Genomic DNA, 11,555 nt, shown 5'->3' with positions numbered 1-11,555 from the left:
GCCTCCTCCGCGACGTCGGGGCCTAGATCCTAACGTCGCTGCGTGGATTCGGCGGTTACGCTCCGGACATGGTCACTGGGGATGCGGTGGTGCTCCGGCTGGACGTCGTGATGCGCCGGTTCGCGTGGGCGGGGTTCGTGGTGTTCGGCGGGGGCGGCCTGGTGGCCGTCGTTCTGGCGTTGTTCTCCGGCTCGGTTTCCGGGGTGGTGTTCGGCCTGCTCAGCGTGGCCTTCGCCGGGCTGATCCTGCTCGCCCTGCGGCGCTCGGCGAGCTCGTTGGCGATTTCCGCGGCCGGTTTCACGGTGCCGGGGGTGTTCGAGGTCCGGTGGACCGAGGTGACGCGGCTGCGGGTGTACCGGGAGAAGCGGCGGGTGGGGCGGTGGATGCACTGGTGGCACTACCGGCTCGAATGGACCGGCTCGGGACCCGAAGTGCTGCTTGAGGACGGCGAGTACGCGTACGCGCTGGGTCACCTGGGCGATGGTGCCCGGCTGTACGGAGCGTTGGAGACGCTAGTTCCACGCACGACGCGCGTGGAGCTGGCGTGAGCGTCGGTCCAGTCTCGTGAGCGGTAAGGACGGTTAGAACCGTCCTTACCACTCACGAGGTGAGTCAGCAGCTCTGCTTGTAGAAGTACTGGGCGTTCGCGTCCATGTTCGCCTTGGTGATCGAGTGCAGCGAAGCGGTCAGGTTGCGCGTCACCGGCTTGCCCTCCAGGGCCGCGATGGCCTGCTGCACGCCCTGCTGCCCGATGGCGGCCGGGTCCTGCGCGATGAGGCCCTGGTACTCGCCCTTCTTCAGGCCCTCGATCTCCGACGGCGAAGCGTCGAAGCCGATCAGGTTGACCGCGCCGATCTTGCCCGCGTTCCGCAGGCCGGTCGCGGCGCCCTCACCGGTGTTGAGGTTGGTCGCGAAGATGCCGATCAGGTCCGGCGTGGACGCCAGCGCGGCGGTCACCTTGGAGGCGGCCTGGTCGGGCTCGTTCTGGGTGAACTGCACACCCGCCGACTTCAGGTTGGGGTAGTTCTTCAGCTCGTCCTCGAAACCCTTCGCGCGGGTGTTCGTGGTCGAGGTGCCCGCGATGGTGTCGAGCACCAGCACCGAGCCGGTCTTGCCCGCGGCCAGTTCCGCCATCGTTTTGGCGGCGAGCTTGCCGCCCTCGGCGTTGTCCGAGGAGATCGACGACTCGGCCACACTGGTGTCCTTCAGCGCGGTGTCGACCTCGATGATCTTCGCGCCGCGCGACTTGACCTGCTGGATCGGCGCGAGCATCGCCTGCGCGTCGGTCGGCGCGATGAGCAGGGCGGCGGGCGGGTTGGAGCCCAGCGCGTTGACCAGCTGGGTCTGCATGGCCGCGTCGAACTTCTGCGGGGCCTGCGTGGTGAGCTCGTAGCCCGCCTTCTTGGCCTCTTCCTGGGCGCCGCACTGCATCGAGATGTAGAACGGCTCGGCCTGCACGCCCGGGATGAGCGACAGCTTCTTGTTGTTGGTCTTGGCACCGGAGTCGCCTGACGGCGCCTCGCCGACGGTGCCACCGCCGCACGCGGTGAGCAGGAGGGCCGCGGAAACGGCGGCACCGGCGGCGAGCAGGGTCTTCTTCATGGGGATAGCACCTCTTTGTGCTCGGGATCGGCTTGACGTTGCGAAGCAGTTCCGTTGAGGGTGGTGGTGGGGCGGGGAGGGCTAACGAGAGTTGCGGCGACGACGGCGCCGCTGGTCGAACCAGACCGCGGCGATCAGCACCGCGCCGACCGCGATCATCTGCCAGAAGTCCTGGACCTGCGTGATGTTGAAGCCCTTCTTCAGCACGGCGGGGATGAACACGCCGATCACCGTGCCCAGCACCGAACCGACACCGCCGAAGAGGCTCGTGCCACCCATCACCGTGGCGGCGATGGCGTTGAGGTTGTCGGTGGTGTGCGCCGAAATGGTCGTCGACGCGTAGTACGCCAGCGAGAGGAAACCGGCGACACCGGCGAGGAAACCGGTGAGCGTGTACACCTTCAGCAGGTGCGCGGTCACCCCGATGCCCGCCCGCCGCGCGCCCTCGGCGTTGGAGCCGACGGCGTAGGTGTAGCGGCCGAATTTGGTGGTGTGCAACAGCCAGGCGCCGATCAGCGTGATCACCACGGCCACCAGCACCAGGTTCGGCACGCCGCCGAACGACGTCCCGTAGCCGAGCGTCTTGTTGAGCTCGGTCGGGACGCTGCGCACGTCGGACCCGTTGTTCAGCAGGTACGCGGCGCCGAGCGCGGCACCCATCGTGCCGAGCGTGACGATCAGCGGCGGGATGTTCGCCACCGCGATCAGGAAACCGTTGATCAGGCCCCAGATCGTGCCCGCGACGACGGCCGCCACGAGCCCGGCGGTGATGACGCCCCAGCCCGCTTTGGTGGCGTCGCCGTCCGGGCTGAGCGCTTCCATCGTCTTGCCCGCCACCATGCCCGCGAAGATCAGCACCGAACCGACCGAGAGATCGATACCGGAGGTGATGATCACGAACGTCATGCCGACCGAGAGCACCAGCAGCACCGAGGTCTCGATGAGCAGGGTCTGGAAGGTGAACAGTGTCGCGAACTCGGCGGGCGCGATCGCGGTGAACACGATGATGAGCGCCAGCAGCACCAGCGCGATCCAGAACGTGTTCGCCCCGATCAACCGCTGGCCGATCGACCGTTTGCCGAAACCACCGTCCACCGAGGTCTGGATCTCGGGGCCGTTCTTCGTCGGAGTGGACACGGTCACGCCGCCTCCTCTTGTACGAGGGCGCCCGTCATCGCGGCGACCAGGTCTTCCAGTTTCGTGTCGGCGCCGGTGAACCGGGCGACGCGTTTGCCGAGCCGCAGCACCTCGACGCGGTCGGCCACCGACAGCACCTCGGGCATGTTGTGGCTGATCAGCACGACGGCGATGCCCTTGTCCCGCACCTTCTTGATCACGTCGAGCACGCGTTCGCGCTGCACGACGCCGAGCGCGGCCGTCGGCTCGTCCATGAACACGACCTTCGACGCCCAGACGACCGACCGCGCGACGGCGACACTTTGCCGCTGCCCGCCCGAAAGCGAGCCGATCGGGACGTCGGTGCTCTGCAGGGTCACGCCGAGCCGCTGGAACTCCTCCACGGCCTGGCGCTTCATCTCCTTCTTGTCCAGCATCCCGAGTTTGCCGAGGAACCCCTTGCGGTGGATCTCCCTGCCGAGGAACAGGTTCGCGGCCGGGTCGAGTTCCGGTGCGACCGCGAGGTCCTGGTACACCGTCTCGATCCCCATCCGCCGTGCCGTGGTGGGGGAGTCCAGCACCACTTCGGCACCGTCGAGCAGGATGCTGCCCGACGTCGGCTGTTCCGCGCCGGACAGGCATTTGACCAAAGTGGACTTTCCGGCGCCGTTGTCGCCGATCAGCGCGGTGACCTCGCCGGCGCGGGCCTGGAAGGAAGCGCCGCGCAGCGCCTCCACCGAGCCGTAGCGTTTGACCAGGTTCTGTGCGTCGAGCAGGAGTTCGCTCACGATCGCTCCCTCTTCTCGGGTGCGGGAGGACGGCAGCGGATGACGGTGAGATCACCCTCCACAGTGGACTGACCGGCGTCGTGCGGGACCACGTACGTCTCGCCCCTGCGCAGCGCGTACTCGCCGCCGTGTTCGGTGCGGAGCGTGCCCGAACCGGCCATGACGACCAGTACCGCGAACGACGGATCGAGTGACAACGTTGTCGACCTACCGGAAACGGCGGGACGGAGCTGGTCGGCACGGAAGAACGCGTCGCTGCCGTCGGCGAGAAGATCCACAGTGGACGCTTCGTCCCCCGAGGTGCGCTTGACGATCGAGCCGAGCCGTTCTTCGTCCCAGCCGGAGGTGTCCAGGGTTTCGATGGCGGTCTCGAAGCCGATGCCGAGATGCGCCTTCTCCGGGTTCGCCAGGAAGTCCCGCCATTCCAGGGTCAGCGAGAAGTCGGTCGGCTGCTGGAGCTCGACGACGAAGACGCCTTCGCCGATCGCGTGCGGCAGGCCCGCCGGGATGTACACCGTGTCGCCGGGCGTCACCGCGACGCTGTTCAGCGCTCCGAGCATGGCGGGCGCGTCCTGGGTGCGGGCCCATTCGTTGACCGTCGCCTTGTCGACGGTCTCCTTGAAGCCCGGGTAGACGCGGGGGTCGTCGCCGTAGGTGCCGACCACGATCCACGCCTCGGTCTTGCCGAAGTGCGAGTCGAAGTGCCGCTTCGCGAACGAGTCCGACGGGTGGAAGTGCACCGGCAGGCGCTGGCCCGCGTCGAGCAGCTTCACCAGCAGGCCGGTCGAATCGCCGAGCGCCTCGACGTGTTTGGCGCCGAGCCAGGCGGACGGGTTCTCGCGGACGGCGTCGCGCAGCCAGATCCCGCTGGGCAGCTTGGTCAGGCCGTTGGTCTCCTGGCCGAACATCGTGGTGGCCGAGCCGACCCAGTCCTCCGGGCCGTACTTGGATTCCGAAGACGCGCCCCGCAACGCGGCGATGGCGTCGCCGCCGCGGTAGAACTGCGGCGGCTGGTTCGCCGGCAGGCGGATCGGTTCGAGGTGGCCGCTCATGAAGGGGCGACCTCCCCGGAACCGCGGGCTACGAGATGCACGGGCAGAACTACCTTTCTCGGTGCGGATTGATCTCCCTGGACCCGGGCGAACAGCAGTTCCGCGGCCGCCCGGCCCAACGCGCTCACGTCATGCGCGATCACGGAGACCGGCGGATCCAGCAGATCCGCCAGTTCGAAGTCGTCGAAGCTGATCATCGCGGGCCGCCGCTCGGCGTGGGCCAGCGCGCGCAGCAGGTGCACGGCGACCCGGTTGTTGCCCGCGACCACGGCGGTGGCCGGGTTCGCCCCGGTGAGCAGCCGTTTCACGGCGTCGCCGACGCTCTCGGCGCTCGGCGTCCGCATCACGACGAGTCTGTCGTCGTAGGGGATCCCGTTGCGGACGCAGCCTTCCCGGAAACCGCGCAGGCGTTCGCCCGCGGTGAAGATGTCGGGGCTGTCGGCGAGGAACGCGATCCGGCGATGGCCGTGTTTCGCGAGGTGGGCGACCGCTTCGACGGTGCCGCCGATGTTGTCGACCAGCACCGTGTCGGCCACGATGTCGCCGGCGGGCCGGTCGAGGAACACCACGGGCGTGCCCGCGCGCATCTCGGGGACCAGGTAGCCGTGCTGCATCCCGGCCGGGACGACGAGGATGCCGTCGACGCGACGGGAGCAGAACTCCAGGACCAGCTCGCGTTCCCGGTCGGAGTTCTCCTCCGACGAACCGGTCAGCACCTGGCGGCCGAAGGAGGTCGCGATGCGCTCGACGGCCCGGTTGAGCTCGGAGTAGAAGGGGTTTCCGACGTCCTCGACGATCAGGCCGATCGTCCCGGTCGTCGAGCCGCGCCGCAGGTTCCGCGCGCCGAGGTTGCGCCGGAACCCGAGCTGCTCGATCGCCGCCATGACGCGCTCCGCGGTGTCCGGATGGACGGCGGGCTCATCGTTCACCACTCGCGAGACGGTTTTGATGCTCACGCCCGCGAGCCGGGCCACGTCACTCATCGTGGCCCGTCGGCCGGTAGTGCGGTGGCCGTTGTCCGGTCCGCTCGAAGACAACGTTGTCATAGTGGCGGGAATTGAACGCCAGCGGCGCGGCGATGTCAATGCCCGGTTCGTCCTGGAGACGCCTTCCGAAGTCGAACCGTTACCCGTGCCGGGGCTGTGGCAAGGTCATGTCCGATCGAGGGGAGTGCGGAATGCCGTATGTCGAAGCGTCGGTGCGCAGCAGGCAGTTCGTCGCCGCCGCCCGCGAAGTGATGCAGCGCGACGGCGTCGCCGCGACGACCTTGCGGGCGGTCGCGGCCGAAGCCGGCGTCCCGCTCGGCACGTTGCAGTACGTCTTCTCCAGCAAGGAAGCGCTGCTGCGGGCCGTGATCGAGGACGTGGTCGAGGAGATCTCGACCGTGCTGGCCGGGACGGTCGAACTCGACCGGGGCCTGGCGCACGCGATCCGCCAGGGACTGACGAGTTTCTGGTCGGAGCTGGTCGCCGATCACGTCAAGCTGCAGCTGATGCAGGGCGAACTGCTGCACTACGCGTTGCGGAAGCCGGGACAGGGAAGCATGGCGAGCTGGCAGTACCGGCGTTACGTCGCGGTGCTGACCGACTGGTGCCGGGAGGCCGCCGTCAACGCGGGCGAGAAATGCGCGCTGCCCTACGACCGGCTCGCCAGGGTCATGCTCGCCGGCGTCGACGGGCTCATCGCGCAGTACGTCTGCGAACCCGACGACGAGCGCGCTCGCGCCGACCTCGAAACCGTCATCGGGATGCTCATCGCCTCGGCGGACATCCGGCCTGTCTGAGGTCTGGCCAGCATCGTTGCGGGTCGCCGTAAGCTGCTTTAAGGTCAAGTCATACGACTGACTGAGTTGCGGAGGTTGACGAATGGACACGACTGTCGTGGTCGTCGGTGCCGGTTTGTCGGGGCTGGTGGCGGCACGCGCTCTGCACCGGCGAGGCGTCGAAGTCGTCGTCCTGGAGGCCGCGGGCCGGATCGGCGGACGGGTCCTTGGCGAGACGACCGTACTGGGTTCCCGGCTCGACCTCGGCGGGCAGTGGATCGGGGCCGACCATCACCGGGTCAGGGCGCTGGCGGCCGAATTCGGCGCCACCGAGTTCCCCATGCACACCGGGCCGCATCCCGTGTTGATCGAGGCGGGCCGGCGGGTGCCGCTCTGGTCGCCCGCCCTGCTGCCCGCCGGTCTCGCGCTGGCCGCGGCGGGTGTGCTGGGCAGGACGGGGACACCGAAACGGTGGAACCGCACGACGCTGGGATCGGTGCTGCGCGCGGTGCCGGGCCGCCGGGCCCGCGGGTTGCTGGAGGCGGTGGCCGCGGTGTCGTGGACCGCCGACCTCGACCGGTTCTCCGTCGAAGCGATGACCAGGATGATCCGCGCGCAGGGCGGATTGTGGACCATGCTGTCGACGGCCGGCGGGGCACAGGAGGCCCTGCTCGCCGAGAGCATGGGAGCGCTCGTCGACGGTCTCGCCGCCGAACTCGGCTCACGGGTGCGGACCGGGGCAGCGGTCACCTCGATCGTCCGTGACGACGACGGGGTCACCGTGCGGACCGGGACGGATCGCTTGCGGGCGGCGAAGGCCGTCATCGCCGTACCGCCGCCGGTCGCCGCCAGGATCGCGCACGAGCCCACGCTCTCGCGACAGCGGCTCGAGCTGGAAAAGAACACCTGTATGGGGACGGTGCACAAGGCGATCGCGGTCTACGAGCGGCCGTTCTGGCGAGAGCGCGCGAACGGTGAGTTCCTCGTCCTGGACGGCTTCGGGCACACGGTGTTCGACACGACCGCCCCCGGCGGGCCCGGACACCTGTGCGTGCTGGTCGGCGGCCCCCGGGCGCGGCGGCTCGACGGGCTGGAGGTCGCGGCCCGCCGGGACGCGCTGCTCCGGCCGCTGGTCTCGCATCTCGGCTCCGCCGTACTCGAACCCGTGGGCTGGCACGAAAAGGCGTGGCATCTCGACGAGCACGTCGGTGGTGGTTACACCGCGCTTCCCGTGCCGGGCACGACCGACGGTTTCCCGCCGCTTTCGTCGGCCCCGGCCGGGCACGTGCACTGGGCGGGCTCGGAAACCGCCCGTGAGCACCCCGGTTACCTCGACGGCGCCATCGAAGCGGGTGAACGCGCGGCGCGGGAGGTGGCCGAAGTGCTCGGATGAGCGTGTCCTGAATCGGACAGGGTTTGGCGGGCCTCTTGACCAGGTGGTCCGTTCTTGTCGAAGGTGAGCAGGCAGCGACAACGTTGTCAGGAGGCGGCCTTTCCCATGCCTGCACGCATTTCGACCCGCGTCGCCGGGTTGCTCACCGCGCTCGTCGTCCCCGCCGGGCTGCTCACGCCCGTCGCGGCGGCGGCGCCCGGTGGAGACCCCGTGGACGCGGTCAACACCTTCATCGGCACCAAGGACGACGGCAACACCTTCCCCGGCGCTTCGGCGCCTTTCGGGATGACGCAGGTCAGCCCGATTTCCTCGCATTACGCCGGATATCGCTACGACGACACCGCGATCCGCGGCTTCGGGCATTTCTTCCTGTCCGGCGCGGGCTGCTGGGAGCAGGGCGGGCTCGTGTCGTCCCTGCCCACCACCGGCGCGGTCGGGCCCGGCGCGGCGTTCGACACCACGAAACCCGAGACGTTCGACCACAAGAAGTACGCCTCGCCGTACACGCACGAGGCCGAGGTCGGGAAGCCCGGCTACTACAAGGTGCGGCTCACCGGTTACGGCGGCGTCGACGCGGAGACCACCGCGACCACGCGCACCGGTGTCGAGCGGTACACCTTCGCGAAATCGGGCGACGCGAACGTTTTCGTCAACGTCGGGCAAGCCAACGACAAGGAACCCGTGACGGCGAGCCAAATCCGCGTCGTGGGTGACCGGACGGTCGAGGGAATGGTGGAGTCGCAGGCGTTCTGCGGCGGGAAGCCGTACAAGACCTGGTTCACCACGACGTTCGACAAGCCGTTCAAGTCCTTCGGTACCTGGTCGCCGACGGGCGGTACCCCCGGCTCGAAGGAGTCCGCCGGTGGTGAAGGGCTGCGTGGCGCGTGGCTGACCTTCGGCGGAGGGCAAGTCACCGCGACGACGGCGATTTCCCATGTGGACGCTTTCGGCGCGCGGCTCAACCTCGCCTCGGAGAAGGGGCGTTCGTTCGACGCCGTCCGCGACGGCGCCCAGCGCGCCTGGCGCAAGGAACTGTCCTCAGTGGACATCAAGGGCGGGACGAAGGACGACCGCACGGTGTTCTACACCTCGCTCTACCACGCGCTCCTGCAGCCGCTGACCGGCAACGACGCCGACGGCCGCTACCGCGGGTTCGACGACAAGATCCACCGCGCGCTGGGGTGGACGTACTACGAGTTCTTCTCGTTGTGGGACACCTATCGCACGCAGAACCAGCTGCTCGCCCTCCTGCGGCCGTCGCGGGCGAAGGACGTCGCGAAGTCGGTGCTCGCCATCCACGACCAGGGTGGCTGGCTGCCGCGCTGGGCGTACGCGAACCAGGAGACGAACACGATGACCGGCGATCCGGTCACCCCGTTCCTGGTCGACCTGTGGCGTTTCGGCGCGCTGTCCGGGCAGGAGTTCAAGGCGTACCAGGCACTTCTGCGGAACTCGCGGGAGATCCCGCCCGCGTCCTCGCCGTTCCAGGGCCGCTCGGGGAACGCGAGCTACCAAAAGGACGGGTTCGTCCAGTACGACAAGGACTTCCCGAAGAAGGGGCAGGACACCGATCCGAACCACGGCGCTTCGGCCACGCTGGAATACGCGCTCGCGGACTGCTCACTGTCCATCATGGCCGCCGGTCTCGGCCGGAAGGACGACGCGAAGGCCTTGGCGGACAAGGGACGGAGCTATCGCACGCTGTGGGATTCTTCGGTGACCGATCGCGGCTTCACCGGGTTCTACCGGCCCAAGGTCGAAGACGGCGAATGGTTCAGCCCGGCGGACAAGCCGTACACTCCGCAGAGCCCGGACGGGTTCCACGAGGGCACGTCGTGGCAGTACCAGTGGCTGACCCAGCAGGACGTCCCCGGGCTCGTCGAGCGCATGGGCGGCAAGGAGAACGTCGGCAAGCGGCTCGACGACTTCTTCGCCTACGGGGATCTGGTCAAGGACCCGGCCAAGACCGTGCGCGAGGAATGGGTCGTCGGCCCGTACAACTACTACAACCAGTTCCGCTACAACCCGAACAACGAGCCGGATCTGCACTCGCCCTGGATGTACACGCTGACCGGGCAGCCGTGGAAGACCTCGGCCGTCGTTCGCGCCGCGCACACGTTGTTCACCAACGCGCCCAACGGTGTCACCGGCAACGACGACCTCGGGACCATGTCCGCGTGGTACGTCTTCAGCGCGCTGGGGCTGTATCCGGCGGTGCCGGGCACCGGGCAGTTCGTGCTCAACGCGCCGCGGTTCGAGAAGTCGGTGGTGCACTTGGAGAACGGCCGTGACATCACGATCAAGGCCGACGGCGCCGACGGGTCGAAGCTCCAGTACGTCCAAGGACTGGGAGCCGGTTCGCAGCGGGCGTATGTCGGGTTGGAACAGTTGACGCGAGGGACCACTTTGGACTTCAAGCTGACCGGGGATGTGGCCAAGGCCACCTGGGCGACCGGCCCGGAAGGCGCGCCGAAATCGCCCTGCGCCGGCTGATCCGAGTGGTTTAGACCGGTTCGTACCGGGGGTCGTGAGCAGCATCACGGCCCCCGGTGTTCCGGTGAGGGCCGTCACGCCTCACACTGGTATTACCACGTCCGACAGCGCTGTTGACGTTCTTGGCGAGTCCGCCTTGGACAGTGCTCGTCGGACGTAGTCATGTGTGTACGCATAGTGGTGAGACCCCACAGGAGGAGAAAGTGTCCAGCAAGGCCGCTCTAGTATTCCGCGTGGCCGCGGTAGCCGAAGCCCTCTCGTGGGCCGGGCTGCTGGTCGGGATGTTCCTCAAGTACGCCGTCAAGCTCGGCGAGGGCGGCGTTCCCGTCCTCGGCATGGTGCACGGCGTCGTGTTCGTCCTCTACGTGCTGGTCTCCCTGTCCGTGGCGAAGCCGCTCGGCTGGCGCCCGAAGACCCTGATCCTCGCGCTGCTCTCCAGCATCCCGCCGCTGTTCACCTGGCTGTTCGAGTCCTGGGCGCTGCGCAACGGCAAGCTGGACGGCCCGCAGCGGCTGTCGCACGGCGGGGTCGGCCTGTTCACCAAGACCCCGGAAACCGCTGCCGCCGCCTGATCTTCTTTTAAGCGCGTGAAGGCCCCCTTCCCTCGGCTCAGCCGAGGGAAGGGGCGGCACATCAGCCGGATCGAACCGATCCGGCCGCACCCGGAACACCTCACCCCGCGGCGCCGGCCGCGGCGTCCGCCCCGACGCCCGCGCCAGCATCAACGCCGCCGTGTTCCCGGCCGCCGCCTGCGCCAGCGCCAGCAGCAACTCCGACGACTGATCCGACCACGTCGTCAGATTCACGCTCCCGGCCAGCGCACCGGTCAGCGGATCCAGCACCGGCACCGCCGCACACGTATAACCCCGCAACCCCGTGCAGTAATGCTCCGCCGCCCGCACCAACGTCGGCGCGCGATCGGCCAGCGCCAAACCCAGCCCATTGGTCCCGGCGTTGCTCTCCGCGAAGTAGAACCCCGGCGCCAGATGCACCCGATCCAACGACCGGACGATCGACGCGTCCGTGCACAGCCTGCTCAGCACCAAGCCCTCACTGTCGGTGATCATCAAGCTGACCGGCTCATTCGCCAACGTCGCCTGCAGACCCCGCAACACCTCGTTGCCGCACTCGTACAGCAGCGAACCGGTGTCCAACGACCCGGTGAACACCGGCCGGACCTCGTCCTCGGGCGCGCCGTACCGGGCGCTGCGCTGCCAGGACGCCCGCAACCGCGGCGCGATCACCGCATTCGCGCTCTCCACATCGACCTCCCGGGACGCCACAGCGCGTTCGGACCTTCGCCCAGCGTACGTCCGCGGTCATTGCCACACAGGCCCGCCGGTGTCTCA

The 11,555-nt window shown here is 68.5% G+C and carries 11 protein-coding genes; 6 read left to right on the top strand and 5 right to left on the bottom strand.

All coding sequences use genetic code 11. The features are described from left to right. The first annotated feature begins 68 nt into the window (after nt 1-68). Nucleotides 69-548, top strand: a complete 480-nt coding sequence (locus tag LCL61_RS34290) for a hypothetical protein (protein ID WP_340683588.1) — start codon at nt 69-71, stop codon at nt 546-548. 64 nt (nt 549-612) lie between these two features. On the opposite strand, the gene LCL61_RS34285 is transcribed toward LCL61_RS34290, so the two are convergent. From LCL61_RS34285 to LCL61_RS34265, 5 genes are all read right to left on the bottom strand, one after another. Next, nucleotides 613-1,602: an ABC transporter substrate-binding protein gene (locus tag LCL61_RS34285; RefSeq protein ID WP_340683587.1), complete on the bottom strand. Its 990-nt coding sequence runs from the start codon at nt 1,600-1,602 to the stop codon at nt 613-615. An 81-nt stretch (nt 1,603-1,683) separates the two neighbouring features. Next, nucleotides 1,684-2,745, bottom strand: a complete 1,062-nt coding sequence (locus LCL61_RS34280) for an ABC transporter permease (RefSeq protein ID WP_073848166.1) — start codon at nt 2,743-2,745, stop codon at nt 1,684-1,686. Continuing rightward, nucleotides 2,742-3,506 carry an ATP-binding cassette domain-containing protein gene (locus LCL61_RS34275; RefSeq protein ID WP_340683586.1) on the bottom strand — a complete coding sequence of 255 codons (765 nt, stop codon included), beginning with the start codon at nt 3,504-3,506 and terminating at the stop codon, nt 2,742-2,744. The genes LCL61_RS34280 and LCL61_RS34275 overlap by 4 nt, the downstream gene beginning before the upstream one ends. Next, entirely contained in the window at nt 3,503-4,558 is a 1,056-nt protein-coding gene (locus LCL61_RS34270; protein ID WP_340683585.1) for a mannose-6-phosphate isomerase, read from the bottom strand. Before LCL61_RS34270 ends, LCL61_RS34275 begins: the two co-directional genes overlap by 4 nt. Continuing rightward, nucleotides 4,555-5,541, bottom strand: coding sequence for a LacI family DNA-binding transcriptional regulator (locus LCL61_RS34265; RefSeq protein WP_340683584.1), 987 nt, complete (start codon nt 5,539-5,541; stop codon nt 4,555-4,557). Before LCL61_RS34265 ends, LCL61_RS34270 begins: the two co-directional genes overlap by 4 nt. A 194-nt stretch (nt 5,542-5,735) precedes the next feature. Between LCL61_RS34265 and LCL61_RS34260 the strand changes: the two genes are divergently transcribed. The 5 genes from LCL61_RS34260 to LCL61_RS34240 all read left to right on the top strand — a co-directional run. Beyond that, nucleotides 5,736-6,341 carry a TetR/AcrR family transcriptional regulator gene (locus LCL61_RS34260; protein WP_340683583.1) on the top strand — a complete coding sequence of 202 codons (606 nt, stop codon included), beginning with the start codon at nt 5,736-5,738 and terminating at the stop codon, nt 6,339-6,341. Between the two features lie 82 nt (nt 6,342-6,423). Beyond that, entirely contained in the window at nt 6,424-7,713 is a 1,290-nt protein-coding gene (locus LCL61_RS34255; protein WP_340683582.1) for a flavin monoamine oxidase family protein, read from the top strand. Between the two features lie 105 nt (nt 7,714-7,818). Continuing rightward, nucleotides 7,819-10,206 (top strand): GH92 family glycosyl hydrolase, encoded by a 2,388-nt coding sequence (locus LCL61_RS34250; protein WP_340683581.1) that lies wholly within the window; start codon nt 7,819-7,821, stop codon nt 10,204-10,206. A 203-nt stretch (nt 10,207-10,409) separates the two neighbouring features. After that, nucleotides 10,410-10,778: a DUF3817 domain-containing protein gene (locus tag LCL61_RS34245; RefSeq protein WP_340683580.1), complete on the top strand. Its 369-nt coding sequence runs from the start codon at nt 10,410-10,412 to the stop codon at nt 10,776-10,778. Nucleotides 10,779-11,229: 451 nt separating this feature from the next. Further along, a partial coding sequence (locus LCL61_RS34240) for a hypothetical protein (protein WP_340683579.1) occupies nt 11,230-11,555 on the top strand: 326 nt, incomplete at its 3' end.

This window comes from Amycolatopsis coloradensis (assembly GCF_037997115.1).
Lineage (GTDB): Bacteria > Actinomycetota > Actinomycetes > Mycobacteriales > Pseudonocardiaceae > Amycolatopsis > Amycolatopsis coloradensis_A.
Note: the sequence above shows the minus strand (reverse complement) of the source record. Positions and strands in the feature narration are given on the sequence as shown.

Bases quoted from the DNA above. Each gene is read 5' to 3' on its own strand.
- LCL61_RS34290 (WP_340683588.1), top strand. From the start codon at position 69: ATGGTCACTGGGGATGCGGTGGTGCTCCGGCTGGACGTCGTGATGCGC.
- LCL61_RS34285 (WP_340683587.1), bottom strand. From the start codon at position 1,602: ATGAAGAAGACCCTGCTCGCCGCCGGTGCCGCCGTTTCCGCGGCCCTC.
- LCL61_RS34270 (WP_340683585.1), bottom strand. From the start codon at position 4,558: ATGAGCGGCCACCTCGAACCGATCCGCCTGCCGGCGAACCAGCCGCCG.
- LCL61_RS34265 (WP_340683584.1), bottom strand. From the start codon at position 5,541: ATGAGTGACGTGGCCCGGCTCGCGGGCGTGAGCATCAAAACCGTCTCG.
- LCL61_RS34260 (WP_340683583.1), top strand. From the start codon at position 5,736: ATGCCGTATGTCGAAGCGTCGGTGCGCAGCAGGCAGTTCGTCGCCGCC.
- LCL61_RS34255 (WP_340683582.1), top strand. From the start codon at position 6,424: ATGGACACGACTGTCGTGGTCGTCGGTGCCGGTTTGTCGGGGCTGGTG.
- LCL61_RS34250 (WP_340683581.1), top strand. From the start codon at position 7,819: ATGCCTGCACGCATTTCGACCCGCGTCGCCGGGTTGCTCACCGCGCTC.